26 protein-coding genes and 1 tRNA gene are annotated in these 21,941 nt (G+C 40.6%); 10 read left to right on the forward strand and 17 right to left on the reverse strand.

Annotation, left to right across the window (positions count from 1 at the left end):
* Nucleotides 1-40: 40 nt before the first annotated feature.
* Nucleotides 41-184: a hypothetical protein gene (locus ACXAEY_RS12470; RefSeq protein WP_270181693.1), complete on the forward strand. Its 144-nt coding sequence runs from the start codon at nucleotides 41-43 to the stop codon at nucleotides 182-184.
* Between the two features lie 66 nt (nucleotides 185-250).
* On the opposite strand, the gene ACXAEY_RS12475 is transcribed toward ACXAEY_RS12470, so the two are convergent.
* Both ACXAEY_RS12475 and ACXAEY_RS12480 read right to left on the reverse strand, forming a co-directional pair.
* Nucleotides 251-631 carry a VOC family protein gene (locus tag ACXAEY_RS12475; RefSeq protein ID WP_474812279.1) on the reverse strand — a complete coding sequence of 127 codons (381 nt, stop codon included), beginning with the start codon at nucleotides 629-631 and terminating at the stop codon, nucleotides 251-253.
* Nucleotides 624-2,486: a PAS domain S-box protein gene (locus ACXAEY_RS12480; RefSeq protein ID WP_474812281.1), complete on the reverse strand. Its 1,863-nt coding sequence runs from the start codon at nucleotides 2,484-2,486 to the stop codon at nucleotides 624-626. Before ACXAEY_RS12480 ends, ACXAEY_RS12475 begins: the two co-directional genes overlap by 8 nt.
* A gap of 123 nt (nucleotides 2,487-2,609) precedes the next feature.
* Between ACXAEY_RS12480 and ACXAEY_RS12485 the strand changes: the two genes are divergently transcribed.
* Together ACXAEY_RS12485 and ACXAEY_RS12490 are read left to right on the forward strand one after the other, a co-directional pair.
* Nucleotides 2,610-3,413 carry a hypothetical protein gene (locus tag ACXAEY_RS12485; protein WP_474812283.1) on the forward strand — a complete coding sequence of 268 codons (804 nt, stop codon included), beginning with the start codon at nucleotides 2,610-2,612 and terminating at the stop codon, nucleotides 3,411-3,413.
* 15 nt (nucleotides 3,414-3,428) lie between these two features.
* Nucleotides 3,429-3,707: a DUF3892 domain-containing protein gene (locus tag ACXAEY_RS12490; RefSeq protein ID WP_270181689.1), complete on the forward strand. Its 279-nt coding sequence runs from the start codon at nucleotides 3,429-3,431 to the stop codon at nucleotides 3,705-3,707.
* Between the two features lie 45 nt (nucleotides 3,708-3,752).
* On the opposite strand, the gene ACXAEY_RS12495 is transcribed toward ACXAEY_RS12490, so the two are convergent.
* A tRNA-Val gene (locus tag ACXAEY_RS12495) sits at nucleotides 3,753-3,827 on the reverse strand.
* A gap of 104 nt (nucleotides 3,828-3,931) precedes the next feature.
* A complete protein-coding gene (locus tag ACXAEY_RS12500; protein WP_474812285.1) occupies nucleotides 3,932-4,486 on the reverse strand; it encodes a phosphatidylglycerophosphatase A family protein in 555 nt (184 codons plus the stop codon).
* A 115-nt stretch (nucleotides 4,487-4,601) separates the two neighbouring features.
* Here ACXAEY_RS12500 and ACXAEY_RS12505 point away from each other — a divergent pair, with 115 nt between their 5' ends.
* The 4 genes from ACXAEY_RS12505 (at nucleotide 4,602) to ACXAEY_RS12520 (ending at nucleotide 7,161) form a co-directional block, all read left to right on the forward strand.
* A complete protein-coding gene (locus ACXAEY_RS12505; protein WP_474812287.1) occupies nucleotides 4,602-5,324 on the forward strand; it encodes an alpha/beta hydrolase in 723 nt (240 codons plus the stop codon).
* Nucleotides 5,325-5,421: 97 nt separating this feature from the next.
* A complete protein-coding gene (locus ACXAEY_RS12510; RefSeq protein ID WP_270181686.1) occupies nucleotides 5,422-5,937 on the forward strand; it encodes a YjcG family protein in 516 nt (171 codons plus the stop codon).
* Nucleotides 5,937-6,359, forward strand: a complete 423-nt coding sequence (locus ACXAEY_RS12515; protein WP_474812289.1) for a GNAT family N-acetyltransferase — start codon at nucleotides 5,937-5,939, stop codon at nucleotides 6,357-6,359. Before ACXAEY_RS12510 ends, ACXAEY_RS12515 begins: the two co-directional genes overlap by 1 nt.
* Before the next feature lie 112 nt (nucleotides 6,360-6,471).
* Nucleotides 6,472-7,161: a DUF421 domain-containing protein gene (locus ACXAEY_RS12520; protein WP_270181684.1), complete on the forward strand. Its 690-nt coding sequence runs from the start codon at nucleotides 6,472-6,474 to the stop codon at nucleotides 7,159-7,161.
* Between the two features lie 25 nt (nucleotides 7,162-7,186).
* Here the strand turns inward: ACXAEY_RS12520 and ACXAEY_RS12525 are convergent, their stop codons facing one another.
* The 3 genes from ACXAEY_RS12525 to ACXAEY_RS12535 all read right to left on the reverse strand — a co-directional run bounded on the left by ACXAEY_RS12525 (nucleotide 7,187) and on the right by ACXAEY_RS12535 (nucleotide 9,830).
* Nucleotides 7,187-7,462, reverse strand: coding sequence for a hypothetical protein (locus tag ACXAEY_RS12525; RefSeq protein WP_474812291.1), 276 nt, complete (start codon nucleotides 7,460-7,462; stop codon nucleotides 7,187-7,189).
* A gap of 95 nt (nucleotides 7,463-7,557) precedes the next feature.
* Nucleotides 7,558-8,556: a hypothetical protein gene (locus ACXAEY_RS12530; RefSeq protein ID WP_474812293.1), complete on the reverse strand. Its 999-nt coding sequence runs from the start codon at nucleotides 8,554-8,556 to the stop codon at nucleotides 7,558-7,560.
* A gap of 95 nt (nucleotides 8,557-8,651) precedes the next feature.
* Nucleotides 8,652-9,830 (reverse strand): BMQ_0737 family morphogenetic spore coat protein, encoded by a 1,179-nt coding sequence (locus ACXAEY_RS12535; protein WP_474812295.1) that lies wholly within the window; start codon nucleotides 9,828-9,830, stop codon nucleotides 8,652-8,654.
* 146 nt (nucleotides 9,831-9,976) lie between these two features.
* Here ACXAEY_RS12535 and ACXAEY_RS12540 point away from each other — a divergent pair, with 146 nt between their 5' ends.
* Complete coding sequence (locus ACXAEY_RS12540) at nucleotides 9,977-10,795, forward strand: hypothetical protein (protein WP_474812297.1); 819 nt, start codon at nucleotides 9,977-9,979, stop codon at nucleotides 10,793-10,795.
* Nucleotides 10,796-10,869: 74 nt separating this feature from the next.
* Nucleotides 10,870-11,001 (forward strand): hypothetical protein, encoded by a 132-nt coding sequence (locus ACXAEY_RS12545; RefSeq protein WP_270181679.1) that lies wholly within the window; start codon nucleotides 10,870-10,872, stop codon nucleotides 10,999-11,001.
* Between the two features lie 35 nt (nucleotides 11,002-11,036).
* Here ACXAEY_RS12545 and ACXAEY_RS12550 read toward each other — a convergent pair whose 3' ends face one another.
* Both ACXAEY_RS12550 and ACXAEY_RS12555 read right to left on the reverse strand, forming a co-directional pair.
* Entirely contained in the window at nucleotides 11,037-12,290 is a 1,254-nt protein-coding gene (locus tag ACXAEY_RS12550; RefSeq protein ID WP_474812299.1) for an SLC13 family permease, read from the reverse strand.
* 50 nt (nucleotides 12,291-12,340) lie between these two features.
* Nucleotides 12,341-13,063, reverse strand: a complete 723-nt coding sequence (locus ACXAEY_RS12555) for a glycosyltransferase (RefSeq protein ID WP_270181677.1) — start codon at nucleotides 13,061-13,063, stop codon at nucleotides 12,341-12,343.
* A 192-nt stretch (nucleotides 13,064-13,255) separates the two neighbouring features.
* On the opposite strand from ACXAEY_RS12555, the gene ACXAEY_RS12560 reads away from it, so the two are divergent.
* Complete coding sequence (locus ACXAEY_RS12560) at nucleotides 13,256-14,002, forward strand: sulfotransferase domain-containing protein (RefSeq protein ID WP_474812301.1); 747 nt, start codon at nucleotides 13,256-13,258, stop codon at nucleotides 14,000-14,002.
* Nucleotides 14,003-14,040: 38 nt separating this feature from the next.
* On the opposite strand, the gene ACXAEY_RS12565 is transcribed toward ACXAEY_RS12560, so the two are convergent.
* The 8 genes from ACXAEY_RS12565 to wecB form a co-directional block, all read right to left on the reverse strand.
* Nucleotides 14,041-15,015 carry a glycosyltransferase gene (locus tag ACXAEY_RS12565; protein ID WP_270181675.1) on the reverse strand — a complete coding sequence of 325 codons (975 nt, stop codon included), beginning with the start codon at nucleotides 15,013-15,015 and terminating at the stop codon, nucleotides 14,041-14,043.
* Between the two features lie 80 nt (nucleotides 15,016-15,095).
* Nucleotides 15,096-16,301, reverse strand: coding sequence for a glycosyltransferase family 2 protein (locus ACXAEY_RS12570; protein WP_474812303.1), 1,206 nt, complete (start codon nucleotides 16,299-16,301; stop codon nucleotides 15,096-15,098).
* Between the two features lie 24 nt (nucleotides 16,302-16,325).
* The gene (locus ACXAEY_RS12575) at nucleotides 16,326-17,060 is read right to left on the reverse strand and encodes a glycosyltransferase (protein ID WP_474812305.1); all 735 of its coding nucleotides are present in this window, start codon (nucleotides 17,058-17,060) and stop codon (nucleotides 16,326-16,328) included.
* 149 nt (nucleotides 17,061-17,209) lie between these two features.
* Nucleotides 17,210-17,983, reverse strand: a complete 774-nt coding sequence (locus tag ACXAEY_RS12580; RefSeq protein WP_474812307.1) for a sulfotransferase domain-containing protein — start codon at nucleotides 17,981-17,983, stop codon at nucleotides 17,210-17,212.
* 37 nt (nucleotides 17,984-18,020) lie between these two features.
* Nucleotides 18,021-18,914 (reverse strand): NAD-dependent epimerase/dehydratase family protein, encoded by an 894-nt coding sequence (locus ACXAEY_RS12585; protein ID WP_474812309.1) that lies wholly within the window; start codon nucleotides 18,912-18,914, stop codon nucleotides 18,021-18,023.
* Nucleotides 18,907-19,731 (reverse strand): dTDP-4-dehydrorhamnose reductase family protein, encoded by an 825-nt coding sequence (locus ACXAEY_RS12590; protein WP_474812311.1) that lies wholly within the window; start codon nucleotides 19,729-19,731, stop codon nucleotides 18,907-18,909. Before ACXAEY_RS12590 ends, ACXAEY_RS12585 begins: the two co-directional genes overlap by 8 nt.
* Entirely contained in the window at nucleotides 19,728-20,717 is a 990-nt protein-coding gene (locus ACXAEY_RS12595) for a polysaccharide biosynthesis protein (RefSeq protein WP_270182050.1), read from the reverse strand. The genes ACXAEY_RS12590 and ACXAEY_RS12595 overlap by 4 nt, the downstream gene beginning before the upstream one ends.
* Nucleotides 20,704-21,801 (reverse strand): non-hydrolyzing UDP-N-acetylglucosamine 2-epimerase, encoded by a 1,098-nt coding sequence (gene wecB, locus ACXAEY_RS12600; protein WP_474812313.1) that lies wholly within the window; start codon nucleotides 21,799-21,801, stop codon nucleotides 20,704-20,706. Before wecB ends, ACXAEY_RS12595 begins: the two co-directional genes overlap by 14 nt.
* Nucleotides 21,802-21,941 lie beyond the last annotated feature (140 nt).

The raw sequence follows: 21,941 nt of genomic DNA on the forward strand, positions 1-21,941 counted from the left end.
TATGGTACGAGAAAGGTATTTTTAGAGGAGGAGTTCCATTTTGGATCGTTCAAATGAACAAATTAAACAGATCGAAGAAAAAGCTAAAGAAGAACAACGACGAGCAGAAGAGGCGAAAAAAGTAGTAAAAGAAGCCCAAAAAGCAGCTAATCCTCAGCGAGAGCATAGCGAATTTAAAAAATAGTTTATCAATAAAAATAAGCCCTAGGTTTGGTAGCTTCTTATCGCTCCCAAACCTAGGGCTCTTTTTCTATTGCTCTGTATTTAGTTCGATTAAATTTCCATCAGGGTCTGCAACAAAAATCTGCGCGAATCCGCTTCTGCTCGTAGGATTTTCATGAAAAGGTACGCTTTTCTTCTTCAACCATTCTACGCAAGCACTATAGTCTTTAACCCGTAGAGCAAAGTGACCTACTTTTGAATCGAGTTCACTCGAATGTCTGAGAGAACTCGAAGATGGATACTCAATTAAGTGAAGCTGTTGATCTCCTATCGCATACCATGCTCCTTTAAAACCAAAATCAGGACGATCAATCTCCTCTAGGCATAATATATCTTTATAAAACTCGTTAGCTTTCTCGAGGTTCGTAACAGAAATGCTTACATGATGAATCGTTACCGCTTCAATCATAGTTTCTCTCCTTTTTCTGACGTCGTTCTTCTATTTCTTGTCGAGCTTGTTTGCTGTCTAAGGGCAAACCGATAACAAATCGAGTTCCGATATTATCTTTACTTGTAACCGTGATCGATCCACCGTGCTCTTCTATTACTTTGTAACTCACCATCAAACCTAGCCCCGTGCCTTTTTCGGCAGTGTTATAGTATGGTTCACCTAACTTATGAATGATTTGATGTGGAATTCCGGTTCCTTCATCAGCAACTTCAATCATGATGTCTTTATCCATAGAGAGCGTCACTAATAATGTTCCTCCATTCACCATGGATTCGATTCCATTTTCAATAATATTGTATAGGGCTTGTCTTATATGTGATTTGATACAAACACAATATATACTGGTATTTGTTCTCGTGATGATTTCAACATGATGTTCCATTGCCTTATTTGAAAGGCTGGAGATGATGCTATCTAGCAGATCGACCATATTTACTTCTTCGTATGAAACCAATTCACGTTTAGATAATAGAAGGAACTCATTGACGAACTCTTCTACTTCTTTCATCTCAGTTCCTACTACGTTTAGAAGATCTTGATTTACTGAATCGTTCCCTTTAAGTAGCTGTAAAAATGCTTTGATCGACGAAAGGGGATTACGTATTTCATGTGCGACTCCTGCTGCAAGTTCTGACAAGACATTGCTTGTTTCTGTCCTTTTAGCAATTTCTTCTGATCGTTTAATCTTTGTTACATCGCGCACGATAACGAGGTGGTGGTTCGGATAGATATTGTAACTCACCGTGAAGCTATAAGTATGGACGCTTTCTGTTACGGGGTTCCATCGCTTGCCTTCGCCATTCCGCCCATTAGCAGCATGATAGTCCCACGTAATATCACAGTCACCCCTTATATCGTCATAGTGAGAACCAACCACATCATCTTTTTCAAAGTTGACCATTTCTACAAAAGCACGATTCACATCTTTAATCAATCCATCATGATGGATGATCGCCATGCCGTCCATCGCCCCTTCAAACAGCCTGCGGAACCGTTCTTCACTTTCCTTAATCTCAGCAATCATTGCTTTCGTTTCAGTAATATCTCTATAGATGGTCATGTAAAGGTCACCGTGAATACTTTTCTTTGAGGTGAACTCCAAAAACTTTTTTTCTCCACCAGCTATCGTAAACTCTAACTCCGCACGAATTTCTCCCTTTTCTTCAAGCTCCTGTTGAAACAATTTTCCTGTAGATACGCTTTTACCTTCTAGGAAATCGAAAATATTGTACTTCCTGATCGTTTCAGACGTTAAGTTAAACATCTTGCATGCAGCAGAGTTCGCATCAACGATCATGCGATCTTTATTCCAAATCAAGATGCCATCGAGGGCATGATCAAAAATACTATTGAACTTTTCTTTGTTTTCCATTAATTCTTCGTATAATGCACGTTCTGAAGATATGTCTCGAATGATCGATAAATTTAAATCCTTGTACGCGCTAGACGTTATCGAAAGTTCGATAAACTTCTCCTTGCCATTTCCCAAAACGATCGGGAACTGGCTTCTAACATATCCAAACCTTTTAAGGTCCGTCATCATCTTCTCAAAGTCATCTTTACATTCAGATCGAATATGATGACCGATCTTCATGTTTAAGATGTCTTCTCTCTCTAGTTCGAAAATGTCACAGCAAGCCTGATTAATTTCGACCAACCCATTATTCTGGTCAAATAACGTGATCCCATCTTTCGAAGAACTAAAAATATGAGATAGTTTTTTGCTCTTTTCAACTAACTCACTTCGAAGATCGCTTTCATTTTGAATCGAGTTTTCACTTGTACTTAGAAAAAACAAATCGTTTCGTCTCATAAGCGTTCCCCTTTTAGTATCTTTGCAACGATTATATCATGCTCCTCTAAAGAGTCGTATAAATAAAAGAATACTCTCCCACGTATTGTGCAAAATAATGGGGATTCGACAAGGGGGATGATTATGAAATTGCTTGTTTCGATGTTAATTTTATTAAGCTTCATTTTACACCCAATCGATCGAACATACGCTATCCCTCCGTTCGACAATAAAGTACAGCTCATCCCTTGGAAAGAAGTAGAGAAAATCATTCCTAGAAAGGCAGTATTTTCGATTACGGATGTAGAAACGGGTAAGTCTTTTGACGTTCAGCGCAGAGCTGGAAGTGATCACGCGGATGTACAACCGTTAACACATAAAGATACAAAGATCATGAAGGCGATTTATCGAAAATGGAGCTGGAAACGGAGAGCTGTCATCGTTACGATCGATGGGAAACAGATCGCTGGCTCAATGAACGGCATGCCTCATGGAGCTGGAGCATTGCAAAATGGATTCAACGGCCACTTCTGTTTACATTTCTTGAACAGTTCCACACACAGATCTTCAGAACCTGATCCAGCTCACCATCTTATGGTCTTAAAAGCAGCAGGTAAGATCGATGACTACCTCGGTAAAAAAAGTCCAGAAGAAATTGTTGATGTCGCGATGATCGCGATTAACAATACGGATAAAACGTTGTTAGAAAAGGTTGTTGTGAATGAGGACAGTAAGAAACTATTTAAGCTGTACGTTACGAATTGGAACATTGAATCGATACAAAAGAATAAGGGTAATCCATTCGTTCGTGAGATAAAAACAAAAGTTGAAGTATACATTTCGGATGCAGGTACAATCACAACAGTAATTAGTCTCAATGCTAAACGAGATCCGCTCACTAGCAAATGGAAGATCGATACGGAGCCTTTACTCAACATGATCGATTAGAAAGGAGAATGTCACATGGATCGTTACGAGAAAGCGTTTGAAACCTACAGGCAGCAAAATGCTGTAGAACAAACCGGAACATACATCTCAGCAGTAAGAAAGAATGAAGATGGTGATCTTATTGCTTTTAAAACAAATACTGGTGAGGAGTTAGATTATATACAAGCACTTGAGGCTGCGAAGAGCGGTAAGTTAAGCGGGGTTGATGTTTTTCATAAATACGGTCGTGATATTATACGTAGTGAGCCAGACGGAATTAAAGAAAACAATTTCGATAATCTACCAGAGTTTTAAGAAAAAAGCGCGACCTCTATGAGGTCGCGCTGGTTAGGTTATGTATGGTGATCCGTACTGGATTTGAACCAGTGACCCCTTGCCTGTCAAGCAAGTGCTCTCCCGCTGAGCTAACGGATCAGTTCTTTAAGGACATTTATAAATATACATGACTGAATAAAGAACTGTCAATACTTTCCGTGAATAAAAGTTGGAGAAGTCCCACATTTGGGACTCCTCTAAAATCAACCGATCCGCTCTTCTTGATCTCTCTTCTCACGCTCTTCTTCGTCCAATGCTTCCTCTCGGTCACGAAGTCTGTGAGCGAGACGACTAGAAGCGTTTGAAGCGATGCTAGCCACTAGGTCATCCAAAAATGTATGAACTCCGTTTCCAGACTTTGTATCGAGCTTCTCAATAATTCCAATCTTTTGTTTATCTAAATGACCATAGGTCGTAACAGCGATACTTCCATATCCGAACACCGCACCTAGCGCAATTGTTTCATCGACTCCGAACAACCCTTCGTCCATTTCGACGATGGACTGCAAAGGCTCTGAAAGTTTCCCCTGTTCAGCAAGCTTATCGAGTTCGATGCCAACGAGTACAGCATGCTGAATTTCACGTTTCATTAGAACCGCTTCTACGCTCTCTATACAGTCTTCCATCGATAGATCATCTACATAAGGAGATTGCATTTTAAACACAATATCAGCAATATCCTGAATCGATACGCCACGCTCTTTTAATAATGCTCTTGTTGCAGCTTCTACTTCACGACTATGTATCCTTTTCTTCATGTTAGTTCTCCTCTCTATGTCCCCCAAAAGCAAGTATGTTAGAATCATTATATCACTACGAAAAATTAGAATGTCAAATAAAACTAACTTTCACTACTGCACAGGAGGCTTTGAAATGAACAGAGGAACATACCAGGACACTTCACTATATAGCGAACATTTACAAGAAGAAATCCCACTCCAAATTTATTTGCCATATAACTATTCTCCACTCTATAAATATTCGTTTTTGATCGCGAATGATGGTAGCGATTACTTTAAGCTAGGCCGCCTTGGTCGAACGGCAGATGAGCTGATCGAAAATGACGAAATCGAAGAACTGATCATTGTAGGAATTCCATACAAAAGCGTTGAAGATCGCAGAAGAAAATATCACCCAGATGGCGAACAAAGTGAAGCCTACCTACGCTTCTTAGTCAATGAATTAGTACCGTTTCTCGATGAAGAATACGCGACCTTCCACTTAGGTTATGGGCGTGCTCTAATAGGAGACTCGCTTGCTGCAACGGTTGCATTACGTGCCGGACTCGAATATCCGAGAACGTTTGGTAAAGCGATTCTTCACTCGCCATACGTTGATGACGAATTGAAAGAGAAAGTCGCAACCTTCAAAGACCCTGAACTTCTTTCGATCTATCATGTGATTGGTACTGAAGAAACAGAAGTACCTACGACTGATGGACAGAAGAAAAATTTCATCGACCCAAACAGAGAATTGAGTAAGATCATTAAAGAAAAAGACTTTGACTATTTCTATGATGAATTCGAAGGTGGCCATCTATGGAAACACTGGCAGCCAGATATGAAACGCGCGCTTCTTCATATGTTCAAGCTGTAAACGACATTACCATTTCTTATTTTTGAATTTTTGGTATAATTAACAGTGGAAATGAATAAGTCACGTCCATAGCAAATTTAATGGGAGGGATTATACTATGAAATACGGCATTGCAATATTCCCGTCAAAGAAACTACAAGACATCGCAAACTCATACAGAAAACGTTACGATCCACATTATGCACTTATCCCGCCACACCTAACGATAAGAGAAGCATTCGAAGCGACAGAGGAAGAAATTAAGGAGATTACACCAGAGCTCCACAGAATTTCTGACGAATCAAAACCTTTTACGATGAACGTTTATAAAATTGGATCGTTTCATCCAGTTAACAATGTGATCTATATGAAGGTAAAAGAAAATGACGTGTTAAATGACCTCTATCGTCAGCTTAACCCAGAGGAAGTCAGGACAGATCGTGAATACAACTTCGTTCCTCACATTACGATCGCTCAAAAGCTTTCTGATGATGAACATTCAGATGTGTACGGCAGCCTACGTATGATGGATGTTGATGAAGAGGAAACCATCGACCGTTTTCAACTTCTTTATCAACTTGAGAATGGGTCTTGGACTGTTTATGAAACATTCCACCTCGGTAAAGTTCGCTAATGCTAATTAAAGCAGCGGAAACAAAGAAAGAGATGGATGATGCTTTCAGCGTAAGACATCGCGTCTTCGTTCAGGAACAGAACGTTCCTGAAGATCTTGAGATCGACCAGCACGAAGACGAAGCTACACATCTTGTAGCTTATGATGAGGACACACCTGTTGCGGCAGGGCGCTACCGTATGGTCGGTGACTTTGTAAAAGTCGAGCGAATTTGTGTTCTAAAGGAAGCAAGAGGAACTGGAATTGGCAGGCTCTTGATGAACGAGCTTGAAAATCAGGTTCGTAAAATTGAAACAGCCGGATTGAAGCTCAATTCACAAGTATCAGCGATCGAATTTTATAAATCATTAGGTTATGAAGTGACGTCTGATGAATTTATGGATGCTGGCATCCCTCATGTAACGATGATCAAAGCACTATGACACCGGTTTAAGTCCGGTGTCTTTTTTTATTCTAAGCAGCCTTGACGAAGGGTATTTTCTGAATGATTCGCACATGCTAAGTACGATGGCGTATTAGGAGGGAATGGTAGAGATGGAATATGGGTCAATCTTTATAGAACTCATCGTAGGCTTTCTCGCACTACTCGTGTTAACCAAAATGCTCGGTAAGACACAGATTACTCAGATCACACCGTTTGATTTCATCTCCTCCCTCGTCCTCGGTGAATTGGTCGGTAATGCGATTTATGACAAAGATATCACATACGTAACGATCATTTACACAGTCACACTATGGGGATTGCTTATCTACGTTATCGAATGGATTACTCAAAAGTTTAGAGGAACGAGGAAGCTATTGGAAGGAAGTCCTTCGATCGTAATTCACCATGGTAGAATCAACCGAAAAAACCTTAAGAAGAATAAATTAGATTTGAACCAACTTCAGAACTTACTTAGACAAAAAGGCATTTTTTCCTTAAGAGAAGTTGAATTTGCCATTCTTGAAACGAATGGAAGTATAAGCGTCTTACAGAAATCAGAGTACTCACAGCCTACGAGAGGCGACTTTGACCTTCGTCCAGTGAAAGAACACCTTTCAACGACCTTCATTTCAGATGGTAAGGTCGATTGGGGCAACTTAAAAGAAGCTGGATTTAATGAAGAATGGCTTAATAAAGTACTAAAGAAGCATCATATCGATCACCCTGAAGAAGTTCTCATTCTCGAATGGAAGCAAGATGAAGGTGTATTCCTGCATCCTGTTAGACATGATGATACATAAAAAAAGAGCAGATGATCATCTGCTCTTAAAACCATGAAAAGCCGCCTTGAGGTTGATCGTCATCTTCAGAATCTTCGTCTTTCCTCTCTTCATCATCACTTTCTACTTCTTCGGCAATTTCTTCAGTAGGTCCAGGACCAAAGAATCCCCATGGATCCCTTCTGTCGTCATCATGACGGTCTTCGTGATCATCGTGGTCGTGATGACGTTTCTTACCGTGGTCTTCGATGATCACTTCATCAGCTTTTATGATCACCTTTTCAACACGTATCACTTTTGGCTTTCGTTTTTTCTTAGACATTTCTTGCCCCCTCTTCATCTAGATGTGGTTTCACATTCTTATCGTATGCAACTGGAAGATCGTGAGAGTGGGCGAAAACTCATTTATTCCAATTCTTAATAGCTGATCGCGATTTGATTCGACGTTTTGATCTTATAATCTTGTTCATAAAAGTATACGAATCCCTCTACAATAAAAGGTTCATGAATCTCCGTTCTTAATGGAATTTGAAAATTCTCGATCCCTATTTTGTTGCCAGGAGAAATGGAAACATCACCAAGAGGTGATACCCAGATCTCGCCTCGCTCTCTTGCTTTCGACATCCAGTCGCTATCCATGAACGTCCACTGTGTACCGTTTGTAGCCCCTCTTGTCTCTGCCTGTTCAACCGTTAGAATCTGACCTTTAATTATGGCTGTTTCTGCTGGACGGAATCGAAAACATACAACTGGGTTCTTCAGCGACGACATCCCTTTGTTCGTAATCTGCAAGTCCCCTCTTATGATGAATGACTTTTTATCATTCACAATGATCGAGTAATTTAAGTACGCTAACGCGTTTAGTTTATCTGTACTTTCAGATGTTTCTGTATCCTTTACATCACTTGGCGTTCGATATTTCATACGTCTTTCATAATCTTTTATTTTTGTTTTGAATTGTTGTATTTGTACTTCTTTCTCATTGATATCATTTTGCATCGATGTAAGAAGCTTTTCGTAATTCTTGATCCTACCTTCTGAAACTGCTCCTTGGTATTTCTTTTCTACAGCTTCAAGCTTCATCTTCAGGTCTGTTGTACTCTTTTGTTCTTTGTCGATTTTAGCCTTTGTTCTCTCAAGCTCACCGATTAACTTACGCCGCTCTTCTTCCAATGCTTCAATCTTTAGGTGAGCTTTGTTTACTTCCTTCTCAAATTCTTTTATTTTCCCTTCTTTGGTTTCGAGTGACGCTCTTTTAGCATCGTTTTCGTATTGTAACTCTTCCATTTTAGTTTCGACCAAATGAAGATGATCTTTTACAAATATCAGTTCTTTTTCAAGTTCTAATGATTTTTCTTGAAAGTATTTTGTTCTTGTAATCAACCTGGAATAGCTTAACGTTTCATCCTGTTTCACTTGGCTCACTCCTCTCCCTATTATATGTATGAACCTCGGTCCCCTCTTCATAACAAAAAGGGAGAGATCTCTCTCCCCCTTCACATCCTTCGATCTTAGTGATGTTTCTTGTACTTTATGTCGTCGAAATTAATGCAGTTGTCGATCGTTAAACCGCCTGTTTCAGCTTCGACTACACCAGAGTTGAATACAGTTTCCCCTCTACGGTCGTACAAATGCACTTCGAATTCATTGCCTTCATCAGTATCTACAACAGCTAGCTTGAATTCACATCTAATTCCGTTTTTCATTCTTCCGGATCCATTGATCATGAATTTAACACCTTCGTCTCCACACGGAACGCAAACGAGTGAATCTTGATCGAATGACTCTGCTGTGAATGAAAAGTCCATTGTGCCATCTTCCATGTTTGAATCATTGAATGTAAATGACATATTGCTTCCAGTCAAGCTGCAATCAGGACAAATATTGAGCTTCATCGAAATATTTCCTTCGTAGTCTCCATTACCAGTAGAACCGCTGGCTTCACCCGCTACAGTACAATCGCAGCTTGGTCTTGGGAAGATATCAGGGCATTGTTCAGGGAACGATACCGGAGGGCACCACTCATCAACATCTTCTGGAGCGATCAGGTCATTATCACGAGGTGAACAGAACTTAGCAAGAACTTCTAGCTTCACCTCTGCTTCAACTTGAATATCTACACAGAAAATAACTTCTAGATCGAATGATTGAGGAACAGGACAGTTTAAGAGAATCGTGCCAGATGGGATGCGTGCGATGATCTTCGTAATGCGGCAATAAAGATCAGTTCCGTCCGGATAGCATAGAACGAAAGATTCTAATACAGATGCATTGCAGCTAACCTCTGTAACTGTCTGACCGTTACGGTCGACTACTCTTACTTTCACATCTGTGGTGAAGAGTAAATCGACGAGTTGTGCGTCCGCATAGCCTCCCCCTGGAAGTACGACGTTCACATCTCGTTTCTCTCCAACCTGTTCGCAAAGAAACTCCTCACAGTGATCGCTATCTGCTAGCGGAAATAATGGTGGCGCTTCAGGCGTTTGTGCAACGATCCTTAGCGGACGGCGACTAGGATCTTCCATTGCAGACTCTATCTGTTCTAACTGATCTTCAGAGAATTGGATGTTCTTTGAAACCATCAGTTGGTCCGTTACCCAGTCGTAAACTTTTTGAACGCGAATACATTCATCTTGCAAACTGTTCGTTGCAGTAGGAATCGTTCGGTTCGGTTTAGGCTTGTGACCCATATAGTTCATTCCTTTCTTCACATTATAGGTTGATTCACTACATATTATGGAATTAGGAGAGAAATGCAACAGTAAAGGCTGCCCAAATTTCTTTTATTGGAAATCTGCTTCTTATTCATTTTAATCCGTCGAAGGAGTGTTTTTATATGGAACAATTCTATTGGAAAGAGAGAGCGATCGCATCCTTAACAAAGAAAGAACGAGAGCACCTTAACCTTCTCTTGCCATACTTTGGTCTATCCATCGATACCGGCTCAAGTAAAGCGTCTAGCGCGTTCACCGGTAAAGTTGTGTGTATCGAGGGGTTACCTGTTGAGTTGATTGATTCACTAAAAAAAAGTTTATCGCATACGGGAGTTCGGCTAACCACGAATCGACATGAAGCTCAGGACCTACGAATCTTCGTTGAGGTACGTAGTAACGGCTCTCATCCAATTGCACTCAGAATAAATAATATGAACTACTATTTAAAGCCGCTACAGCTCTCAACGAAAAACGTTCAAGAGCACCTTCACAAACACTTATGGCTTCCAACGTTAAGTGCTACATTACGATTTCGATTTCAACCTTACGTTTCACAACAAATTCCTGAATGGCTTAGCTATGCGATCATCCAGTCGTTTTATAGAGAAGAACTTTATCCAATCTCAGCGATCACGTTTCATGAATACCAAACGATCATTAAGAAAGTCCTTCGCCCGATCAATCCTCATTTTGCAAACTACCAATTGCACGAAACTGAAACAGACTGGCCAGACTTACCACCTGAACTTGCTTCTCCCCCTACAAAGAAGCCTATAGAAGCAAAGAAAGGTTTGCTCGAAGAAAAACCGAAATTAAGCCATCAGATCGAACCATTTAAAAACGTAAATGCTAATCAAGACGTCCAAACGTTTAATCCGTTTAAATTCCAAAATAGAGAAAACCGACGATCCATTATAAATCCATTTCAAAAAAAGCGTTAAATGCCTATACTCCGTCCTCCTCTAATGAATAAACTAGATCAAACCATCGATCGTATTTTAATAGGAGGATGACAATGTTAAAGAAAGATATACAGGAATTATTTAATCAAGCGAAACGCCGTCCTCGCGGTAAATCGCAACCGCCAGCACCAAAGAAATCAGGCTGTAAATCATGTGGGAAAGTGACATGGAAACCAAATAGATAAGTAAAGCCACCTACCATGGTTATGGAAGGTGGCTTTTATATGAGCGGCCAAAAAAGAGGGATCAAATAAAGCGTCGTGCACATGACGATGATTTTCACTGGCAAACCAGCTTTCATAAAATCGACGAATCGATACTTTCCTGCTTCATAAACTATTAGGTTCGTTTGATAGCCGAAAGGAGTTAAAAAGCTAGCTGAGGCAGCAATCGCGATCGCAATTGCATATGGATCAACATTGAATCCTAGTTGTTCCGTCATATAGAGTGCGATTGGAAAAACGAGAGCAGCTGCAGCGTTATTCGTAATCATCTCTGTAACGACTGAGGCTAAGATATAGATTGCAACGAGTAAAGGGAAGGGGCCATACTCACTCAATGGTAAGATAAATGTTTCTGTCATCATGAGAGCAGCACCAGACTTTTCAAGTGCCACCGCAATCCCTAGAGCAGATCCAATGATGCTTAACAGCGACCAGGGGATCGATCGGAACGCTTCTTTGATTGTGATCACTCTGAGAATGAGGAAAAGGATACAGGTGATCATTGCCCCGTGAGCCATCGAAATCCACTGCAAACTTACACTAAGAAGCATGGAGAAAAACAAAACATAAATGAGGATTTCTTTTCCCGACATTGTCAGTTTCTTCACCTGAGTTGGAAGTTCTTTTTCTTCATGGTGTATTTCCGGCAGTCGTCGATAGCCGTAAATACTCATGTAGAGAATGACTGCTATCGCGCTTGGTACACCTACTAGGGCTAATTCGAACATTGAAAACCCTTCATACCCATTTTGTACGAGCATGGAATGAATTAAAAGGTTCGTCGAAGTTCCAATCAATGTACACATTCCACCTAGAATAGCTGCATAAGACACTGAGATGAGAAATTTTGATGGATAAGAGTTTTTCGCGATCGACCACTTTTTAACGATTGGGGTGATCAGAAGAACGAGCGGTATATTGTTAAGGAAGCTAGACATTGCGGAAACGATCGCCATAATCTTCATCGTGCTTTTTGATTCATTATCAGCTGACCTCGAAATCATACTTGTTAAGGTTTCCACAACGCTGGTCCTCTGAATGGCAGTGATGATTACGAATAATGCTCCAACTGTGATGACACTCTGGTTAATAAATCCTGATATGGCTTCCATTGGAGAGAGCACTCCGATTAGAAGTAGAATGATGACAACTGAAACAAACGCAATATGAGCCCTTACCCACTCGAACATCAAAATGATAAACATGATGAAAATGATGCTGATCGTGATAAATCCATAGATGCTCATCATTTCAACTAACACACTCTCCTATTAAAAAAAATTCTTGTATGTTCAGCCATCTACAGTCTTCTTCCTTTGATTTCGTCTACAATTTTCCGATTCATGTTTCGAAGATGTCTTTTCCGAACGGTTTGAATTTCTTTTCGAATGGCTGCAGCATGTTTCTTCGTTCCCATTTCATCATGGACTCTATAGCGTACGAGAGGCTGATCTAAATACTTGAAGTCGTATTTTTGCACGATTCTTAACCACAAATCATAATCATGCGTGAAGGGAAGACTTTCATCAAACACTCCGAGTTCTTCGAATAGTGACATCTTAAGCATCACCGTACATCCATTGATCGGGCAGTTCACCTTGATCTTTCTGTAAAAGAGTAGATTAGTTGGAAAGTAAACACCGATTGGGCCAGTGACGACAGCACTCGATTGATTCATCAGGACGTAAGATGAGTAGCTGACTGAGGCATTCGTTCTTTTCATAAACTCAACTTGCTTTCGTACTTTATCGGCTTCATAACAATCATCTGAACTTAACCAGCAAAAATAAGCCCCCGTTGCTGCTTTGATTCCAGCGTTCAGCGCACTTGCAGTTCCACCGTTTTCTTTCTTTATATACGTGATCGAACGCAGATATTTCTTAACTTTTTCTTCATGTTTCGTAGAACCATCGTTCACAACGATGATTTCAATATTTTCATAGGTTTGGTTCAGCGCACTCTGTATCGCCTGATCTACGTATGCGCAGTTATAGAATGGAATGATGATCGAAACCTTTTCCAACGGTCTCCCCCCTGGATTTTCATAGTCATATTAAATTATGCAATTGCTTCCAATTTGTATTGGACATTCCTCTATTTTATGGAGTATGTATGCGATGAACCAAACCTCTTCTTATTCAAAGAGACCAACTTGTAGGTACTGCATAAGATGAAGGTGTGAAAGTATTAGAAAAAAGCAGAGAGGATTTTTGCTTTGACGAATAGAAACCCATTTTTTGCGAACTCCATTGCTAAGAGCGGAACACACTTAATGAAACAACTCCTAGAGGGGCACCCAGAGCTTACGCACAAAGCATTCATCTATCCTGGTCATCTTCAACAACTCGAGGAGCATCGAAAAACGCTTTCCTCACTTCCAATAAACGCATTTGCAAACGGACACCTTTTTCATTCCGATGAGTATGCAGCCCTTTTTAAGGAACTGGAACTAAAACAGCTCTTTTTGTACCGAGACCCTCGAGATATCGTCGTGTCTTACGGTTATTTCTTCATGCAATTTCCCGACCACCCCTATCGAAAATACTTCCAAGATCATAAGTTGTCGATCAAAGAGAGATTTCTAATTTTCATAAACGGAGCAACTAATGATTTGATCAAGAGGCCTAATATTAGAGATTGGTACCAGAAGTTCGTAGGGTGGTTGAATGAACCGAATGTTCTTCCAATCTCTTACGAATCACTTGTAGAATCAAAAGAATCTCAGTTACAGCAATTAGAAAGAATAGTACGCTTCTTTCAGTTAGAACTTCACCAGGACGTAATAAAAACGCGAGTCAATCAGATGCAATCGAATGTAGATCCTAAAAAATCGGTCACATTTCGGAAAGGGCAATCAGGAAATTGGAGGCAAGAGTTTGATAAAGAGGTGAAGGACGCCTTTAAAGCGGTAGCAGGAGATCTTCTCATTCAATTAGGTTACGAGAAAGATAAGAGCTGGTAATGAAAAAAAGGGGGACCTCTCCCCCAATTAGCAAGCGATTATTTCTTAAAAGCGATCAACGCCTGTTCGAACAGATTCACACTTCGCTGCCATGTCCATTTCGCAGCTTCTTTCTGTCCCTCAACCATGAATTTGTTTCGAAGGTTCGGCTGCTGAATCAAGGTCGATACATCTCGAAACAAGTTATTTTCATGCCGGTAAGATAACAGGCAGTTCTCCCCGCTTCTGCAATAGTCCATGTTTCCACCAGAGTAAACCGTTGCAAGTGCCGCACCACACTTCATGGCTTCTAATCCTGGAAGAGAGGCGGTGTCGTAAGTAGACGAGCTCACGAATATGTCCGCTTGATTCAAGAATAGATTGAGCTGTTGATCATTTTGCGGAGTTAACGATTGAAACAGTTGATTTGCATGCATTTGCCTCAACCACCGTGATGAGTTTAATTCTGAAGGTGGTGTGATCAAATTGATTTTCAAATCAGGGTACGTTTGTTTCAACCGAGTGAAAACAGAAATCAAATACTCTTGCTCTCTATGCCAGGAATAGCCTCCTTCTGGGATTCGAAGGATGCCGCTCACCTCTAACTTCTTGTTGTTTCGGATGTTCATATTCCTGAACACATCACTGACTCCGACAGGTACAATTTTGCCTTCAATCCCATGATTTAAGTTGATGAGCTGTTTTTGCCAGTTTGAGAGAACAATAAGGTTCTTACTAATGTGATAGCTTTTAAAAGACGCTTCATGATCATCTAGAAAAACCGGTTCATAGCAGAGGCTAATCCGAACATGAATTCCTTTCCCTTCCTGACTCGCTTGCTGACACACGTTCGTAAGTGTGTAGAAGTTCGAAACGATCACGTCGCTTACTGGAAAATCATCTGATTTGATCCCTGTACCCTTTGTCCTGATAACCGTTACTTTGTTCGGATATTCGATAACGCCGCCAGGAGGCATAACAAAAGAAACGTCATGCCCCTTGTTTGCCAAACCATTGGCTAGTTCAACCAACATCCTTTGTGCCCCTCCCTTACAGAGAGTTAATGCAGCAAATGTAATTTTCATAGCATTGTTTTCCTTTCACTCAATTTGTCTTACAGCTTCTTTAAGCGATCAAAGCACTCTAGAAAACGCGTAAACTCTTTTTTGTTCCCCACTGTTTGAAGTTCTTCATGCAACGCTGCAACTTGTTCTTCACTCAGATGTTTAGGAATCAATTCTGTTAACGGTTCATTAAAAGCACGTCGCTTTCCGATACCTCTCAACATCTCATGAAACACTTTCTTCGTTAGCGAATAATCGTTCGGGTACGTTTCACATAGCTTGTGGTAATCTATCAATATTTGATTCACTTCATGCAAATTGAAAGGAACTGGTAAAAACGTAAGGCTAATGATCATACATTCGATCGACCGATACGTTTCTTGAAATCGGTAGTAGTTCTTTTTTGAATCGTCAGTATTATGAATCGAAACAGGATGTTCCTGGTGATAACTCACAAGCCTTGGATCCGTAACGTATTTAGCGCCTTTTTTATACAGTCTGAAGCCCATCTCGCAATCATCCCACCCATAGCCTGGGTATTCAGAGAACAGCCCTACCCGATCGAGCATTCCTTTAGACACAGAAACATGTCCGGTTCCAAATAACTGCCACGGAATACGGTAGTCTTGTAATTGATAACCGTAATTGTTGATTAAAATACGTTTATAAAATTCTTCGTAATGTGTAGGCATAGTCATGGATTGGTACGATTGATTTATGATATCTGCTCGAGTAATCAACGGTTTTCGTCCTTTGTTCACCTCAAACTCCTTAAACTTTTTTACCAGTGTTGGATTACATTTTGCTAGTTCATAACACTCTTCGATCTGTTCAGGTGTGAAGTCATTAAATAGTACAGAGTACAGTCGCTTTATAAAAATGATCCCTGTTACGACCGCATTTTTATTTTCTTTGTGATAGGTGTGATGGATCGTCAAAAAATCCGGTCTCACTAGTATTTCTGCGTCAAGAAAGATAATAACTTTTCCTTTCGCTTCTATAAGACCTTTATTTCGTGCAGCCGCTCTTCCGATATTTCCCCCACAATCGATGTACTTTAGATCGAATGTAAATGAATGACGATTCATGATTTGAGCTGTTTCATCTGTAGAACCATCATCGATCAAAATCACCTCGACCTTTGATAAATCAAACGTTTGATTCTGGAGGGAGTAAAGCGTGAATAAGTTTTGAGGGAATTTATTATAGGTCGGGATAATGATACTGATTTCTTTCTCAGTCTTGCTGCCATGCATGGAATCACCTCGCTCTCATAACCTTCATGTTTCTAGGATTCTTCTTTGCTCTTCTATAATCAGTTCATCGAGCATTCGTTCATACCGTTTTTTTAATGACGCGATTTCATTTTGTTGTTCATCACTATGGACAACGGATCCCATCTTCCTATGCTTTCGATAGTATAGTAAGGTTTCTTCCATACTTTCGATTCGTGCATATCTTGCCATCCTCATCCACATATCATAATCCTGGGTGTATTTCAGCTTCGGGTTAAACATTCCAGTTTTCTCGAATAACGCTTTCTTAACCAATACCGTACTTCCATTGATTGGACAGCTATTTTGTAAATGCTTTAAAAAGGCGAGCCTTGTTTTTAACCTTGTCCCTACATGCTCTCTAAAAACAACATTGTTCTCATCGATCAAGCTGAAGTTTGTATAGACGAGATCCGCTCCTGAGTGCTTCATATGCGAAACTTGTTTTGCTATCTTGTCTGGTAAAAACAGATCATCTGAGCTTAACCATGCGATGAACTCACCAGTAGCTAAACCGACCCCTCGATTAAGTGCAGTGGCTGTACCCCCGTTTCTTTTATAAACGTATTTTACAAGAGGGAGATAAGGGTCGATCAGCTGTTTGTGCATGGAAGAACCATCGTCTACCACAATGATTTCTATATGTTGATACGTTTGATTCAGTGCACTTTCAATCGCTTGATTAACGTACTCACAGTTATAAAATGGAATGATGATACTAATTTTCGGACGATCACTCACTGGATCCCTCCTCATATTTAAGTCGTTAACGTGTAAACTATCTTACCTATCACTAGTTTATGAATAAGACGAAACGCCGACTAGATACACACCCACAACTTTCCATAAACCAACTAAAAAACGGCACTTGTCTACCATGCCGTTTTCGATTACCAATCTGGAGTTTTTTCATAGCCTAACGATGTTAAAAGGTTACCACTCTCTTTTTTAAATAGACTCTTTAAATCAGAATCGAACTCTCCTTGCCAGCCGCCTATCGTACCTTTTCGGAACGTTGGTGATGTAGAAGGATCGATGTTCTTAAGCATATTTCCTACCATCCAAGAACGCGATTTAGGAACAGAATCGTCTTTCCATAGAAACTTAACGAGATGGTGAAGAACGAGAATTCGATTTCGTTCTGATGAAATTAAGTCTTCAAACCTGATCGTAAAAACATTCGGACGGTCCTTCCATTTTGAAAAACTTGTATACCATTCTTCAATGTTCGGCTGATAAGGCTTTTGAGGCGTAATCGGTTGACCGCCTTCAATTAAGAACTTCATGCGATCACGATGGGTAAATCCTTCTTGGGTAAATGTTTCGTACAGCGGGTGGATTGGTAAAGCCGGAATAAAATACGCATAAGAAACAACAACGTCTCGCGGGTCTCTCATGACAAATATCTTCTTCATATTCAACTTCGTAAAAAACGCATCCCATTCATCCGTACAGAACAAATGACCATTCACAAACTCATTTTTTTCTAGGTTCTCTGTTCTAGAAAGCTGTAGCTTCGGTTGATTATTGAAGTGACCAAACATCCCTTTATCAGGGAAGTGTTTCATTCCAGGGATGCCAAGCAGAATTTGCTTTACCAAATGTGTGCCGCTCTTTGGAATTGAAATCATGATAAAGGGATCCAATTCATTTGATTTAGACAATGTCGTTCCTCACTTTCTCGTAATAAAATACTAAGGCTCACGCCTGCTCATGGTTTCTATAGTACTCTAGAGAATCTTCTAGACTCTGCCGAAGGGAGTATGTCGGATTCCAACCAAGGTTTTTAATGTTCGACACATCCATCGGATTAACCGTTCCTTTCTCACCAAGTTTCTTGTCGACTACGAAATCGGAGACCTCTGTTAACGTCTCAAGCTCCCTCACTACCTCTTGCAGTGCGACAAGCCTTCCAGTAGCAAGATCATAAGTTCGTGTTCTTTCTCCGGTAACGAATAACTTCTCATAAGCACGTACTGCATCACGGACGTCAAGGAAATCCCGTTTCACCTGTAGATCCGAAATAGAAAACGCCTCGGACGTACGTTTTCGTTCCATATCAACGATGTGTTTGGTAAGCAGTGCACATATCCCAGAGGAATTTCCTGGACCTATTAGGTTTGTTGGCTTAGCTAATACAACGTGAAGGTTATACAATTCTGCCAAGTGAAGAGCGACCTGCGACTGCATCGTTTTACTCAGCGCATAGGGGTGGCTGGGTTTTCCATTAGCAGGAACATATTGAAGTGCAGAGCCAACCATCACGACTTTTGTCGAAGGAGTCGTAGTTCGTATCGCATCGAGCAAATAAACCGTCGATAACACATTTGCTTCCAACGTACTCACCGGATTTTCCCATGACGTCTGAACTGCGTTTACCCCTGCGAGGTGGAGCACATATGTTGGCTGTTCTTCTTTTATCAAACGATCGATAGCATTCTTGTCTGTTAAATCACACTGGACCGAACGCAAACCTTCTAAGCAAGTTTTTCGAACGACAGCAGTAACCTTCAGATCAGTCTTAAGAAAGTGTCTGCACGCATGCTGGCCCGTAAAACCAGACGCGCCCGTGATTAGAATGGAGTCATCACTCATCTTCCATCCAATCCTTAAGTTCCTTCAGCATCGTTTCATAATTAGGTGGTGTATAAATAAAGTCTTTCCGCGTATTCACGATCGTACGATCTAGCACGACTTCTTCATCAGGTGTGATGCGTACGTCATCTTTATTAAATGCATCTTTAAACAAGTGTAGGAGCTCGTATTTCGATACCTTCTCACCAACGCATAGGTGATAGAGTCCTGTTACGTTGTTTAAAAGCAAACAATCGATCGCCTTCGCTAGCTCAAGCGTTGTTACGCCATTCCACATCATGTTCTTATACCCTTTTATTTCTCCTTTTTGCTGCATAAACCACAGTAGCAATCCGATACCGTCCTTCTTCAGTTCTGGACCGACAATCGACGTTCGGATCGTTAACGCACTGTCATCGTTCACCTCGCCCATCGCTTTTGTTTTTGCGTAAACAGACGTTCCATCCTTGGAATCAAACTCTGTATAATCACCCTTCTCACCTGAAAATACACAGTCTGTGCTGATATGAACAAGCTTCCCGCCATACCGCTTCGTTAACTTTGCAAGCTGATGAGGGAGTAAGCTGTTGACTTGAAAGGCTTCTGTTTTATTTCGCTCGGCGTGCTGATTCAAAATTCCAATTGCGTTGATCACGATGTCCGGTTTCATCTGGTCGATCAACTCTTCTACCTGGCTCGGTATTAGTACGTCTAAATAGATTCCACCACTATTGCTGTCCCGGCAAGTATAGGAGACATCCCAGCCGTCTTTTCGCTGGAAATAATCCACGATCATATGCCCGGCCATTCCTTTTCCACCTAAGACAAGTAACTTCATGAGATGAATCCACCTTTTTGAAGGAGATTCTTCAACTCATCTCTCGACATCAAATTCTCACTAGAATTATAGTTTTCTAGTTCTACTTGCTTAAAGTCAGCGTAATATTCCTGAAGCCCGTCTACTGTAATTGATGGTAAGATCACGAAGTATTCTTTGTCATAATACACCGTGCTCTGACTTTCATACTCTGAAAATAGGAGCTCGTGCAACTTTTCCCCTGGTCGAATGCCAAGCACTTCGATGTCTACATTCTCCTTACCAGACGCTTCGATCAGCACATCTGCAAGGTCTACAATCTTACATGTAGGCATCTTCATAACGAAAATCTCGCCACCTTTGCTTTCGTACGTTGCTTTAAAAAGAAGCTTGATCGCATCTTCAAGCGTTAAGAAGAATCGTGTCATCCTCATATCTGTTATACCGATTTTACCGTGTTCTTCTATCTGGTTCTTGAATACATGGATAACGCTCCCGTTCGTGCCTAACACGTTCCCGCCACGCACGCATACGAACGTTGTATTCGATTTGAGAACATTCGCATGAATGATCAAACGCTCACCCATCGCTTTTGTGAATCCATAAAAATTCGATGGATTTGCTGCTTTATCCGTCGAAATATAAATCACTTTTTCAACATTATTAAGAATAGCCGCATCGATCACGTTTTGGGTCCCGATGACATTTGTCTTCATCGCTTCTAAAGGCTGATCCTCACATACCGGAACATGCTTAAGAGCTGCAAGATGAAAAACAAAGTCTACCCCTTTCGTTGCCTCGATCAGACCGTCCTTTTCTTTAATATCTCCAATAATAAATTTAAGCTTTTTCTCTTGATGAAAAGCTCGTTTCATCGCGACTTGACTGGACTCATTTCTCGAGAAAACTCTTATTTCGCTCGGCTGTTTTTCAAGCAATTGCTTTACAAGTTCATTTCCCCATGATCCAGTTCCCCCAGTTACCAGTATCGTTTTATTGTGGAACAACATGTAGCCCTCCCATTAAAAATTTCACCACTTTATCTGAAACTGCATCATCTGCATAGCCTTCTGGAAGATCCCATTCCGAAGGTTGATTCACCATCACGTTCACTGCTCGCAAAATATTCATCGCATTTAAACCTGAAACAATGTTGCTTCCACATGCAACGGTTTCTGGACGTTCCGTTGTTTTTCGTATCGTAACTGTAGGAATATAGAACAAACAACATTCTTCCTGGACAGTACCGCTATCTGTTAGAACACACTTTGCATTCTGTTCAAGCTTCACGAAGTCAAAAAATCCGAACGGTTCATGAAATTCAATGAGGGGATCTAATTCGATTCCATTCAATTGTGACAAACGTGATCTCGTACGCGGGTGAACACTACAGATCATCCGTTTACCATGTGTTTTAACAACATGATTCATTCCTTGAAGGATTTCCTTAAGGTTCTCATCATGATCAACGTTTTCAGCTCTATGAGCCGTAACTAGGAAATAATCCTTTTTTGTCAGGTTAAGATCCTCAAGAATCGAGCTTTCATTGATTTTAGTTTGATTATGTTTCAATACTTCATTGATCGGATTTCCAGAAACATAAACCCGATTGGTCGCAATGCCTTCCCGTAAGAGGTTTTCTTTACTTTGAGGCGTATACGGAAGATTGAATGTTGAGATCGCATCGATGACACGTCGGTTTTTCTCTTCAGGTACAGACCAATCAAAGCATCGGTTTCCAGCTTCCATGTGCACGACAGGAATTCCCATCCGCTCTGCTAAAATGGCACTTAACGCACTGTTTGTATCTCCTAACACAAGAACCTTATCAGGCATTTCTTTTTTAAATATGATTTCAAGCTCTCGATACATGGTCGCGAGCTGTTCTCCTAGCGATTGTTGCTGATTGAATAACATATAATCAGGCTCTCTTATACCGAGCTCCTTAAAAAAGATGCTGCTGAGGGTTTTCGTGAAGTTTTGTCCTGTATGGATAAGTACATGCTTATCTGCTAGATGATCGAGCTTATCGATGATCAAGCTCAACCGTATGATTTCAGGTCTAGTACCTAAAACGGTAATGATTTTCATGGTTCCTTCCCCTCCTGCTAGATTTCTAGGACAGCTTACTGATAGGTTATGTAAGTTATTAACAGTTTGATATGGTTAGCACACTATATTTGTAAAAAAACGGCATTCCGATTTGAATATTTATTTAAATAAATTGGAGG

The organism is Anaerobacillus sp. ABA4_114, from assembly GCF_056159065.1.

Coding starts and splice junctions, on each gene's coding strand:
- ACXAEY_RS12475 (WP_474812279.1), bottom strand. CDS start 631: ATGATTGAAGCGGTAACGATTCATCATGTAAGCATTTCTGTTACGAAC.
- ACXAEY_RS12480 (WP_474812281.1), bottom strand. CDS start 2,486: ATGAGACGAAACGATTTGTTTTTTCTAAGTACAAGTGAAAACTCGATT.
- ACXAEY_RS12485 (WP_474812283.1), top strand. CDS start 2,610: ATGAAATTGCTTGTTTCGATGTTAATTTTATTAAGCTTCATTTTACAC.
- ACXAEY_RS12490 (WP_270181689.1), top strand. CDS start 3,429: ATGGATCGTTACGAGAAAGCGTTTGAAACCTACAGGCAGCAAAATGCT.
- ACXAEY_RS12500 (WP_474812285.1), bottom strand. CDS start 4,486: ATGAAGAAAAGGATACATAGTCGTGAAGTAGAAGCTGCAACAAGAGCA.
- ACXAEY_RS12505 (WP_474812287.1), top strand. CDS start 4,602: ATGAACAGAGGAACATACCAGGACACTTCACTATATAGCGAACATTTA.
- ACXAEY_RS12510 (WP_270181686.1), top strand. CDS start 5,422: ATGAAATACGGCATTGCAATATTCCCGTCAAAGAAACTACAAGACATC.
- ACXAEY_RS12515 (WP_474812289.1), top strand. CDS start 5,937: ATGCTAATTAAAGCAGCGGAAACAAAGAAAGAGATGGATGATGCTTTC.
- ACXAEY_RS12520 (WP_270181684.1), top strand. CDS start 6,472: ATGGAATATGGGTCAATCTTTATAGAACTCATCGTAGGCTTTCTCGCA.
- ACXAEY_RS12525 (WP_474812291.1), bottom strand. CDS start 7,462: ATGTCTAAGAAAAAACGAAAGCCAAAAGTGATACGTGTTGAAAAGGTG.
- ACXAEY_RS12535 (WP_474812295.1), bottom strand. CDS start 9,830: ATGGGTCACAAGCCTAAACCGAACCGAACGATTCCTACTGCAACGAAC.
- ACXAEY_RS12540 (WP_474812297.1), top strand. CDS start 9,977: ATGGAACAATTCTATTGGAAAGAGAGAGCGATCGCATCCTTAACAAAG.
- ACXAEY_RS12545 (WP_270181679.1), top strand. CDS start 10,870: ATGTTAAAGAAAGATATACAGGAATTATTTAATCAAGCGAAACGCCGT.
- ACXAEY_RS12550 (WP_474812299.1), bottom strand. CDS start 12,290: ATGATGAGCATCTATGGATTTATCACGATCAGCATCATTTTCATCATG.
- ACXAEY_RS12565 (WP_270181675.1), bottom strand. CDS start 15,015: ATGTTGGTTGAACTAGCCAATGGTTTGGCAAACAAGGGGCATGACGTT.
- ACXAEY_RS12570 (WP_474812303.1), bottom strand. CDS start 16,301: ATGCATGGCAGCAAGACTGAGAAAGAAATCAGTATCATTATCCCGACC.
- ACXAEY_RS12585 (WP_474812309.1), bottom strand. CDS start 18,914: ATGAGTGATGACTCCATTCTAATCACGGGCGCGTCTGGTTTTACGGGC.
- ACXAEY_RS12590 (WP_474812311.1), bottom strand. CDS start 19,731: ATGAAGTTACTTGTCTTAGGTGGAAAAGGAATGGCCGGGCATATGATC.
- wecB (WP_474812313.1), bottom strand. CDS start 21,801: ATGAAAATCATTACCGTTTTAGGTACTAGACCTGAAATCATACGGTTG.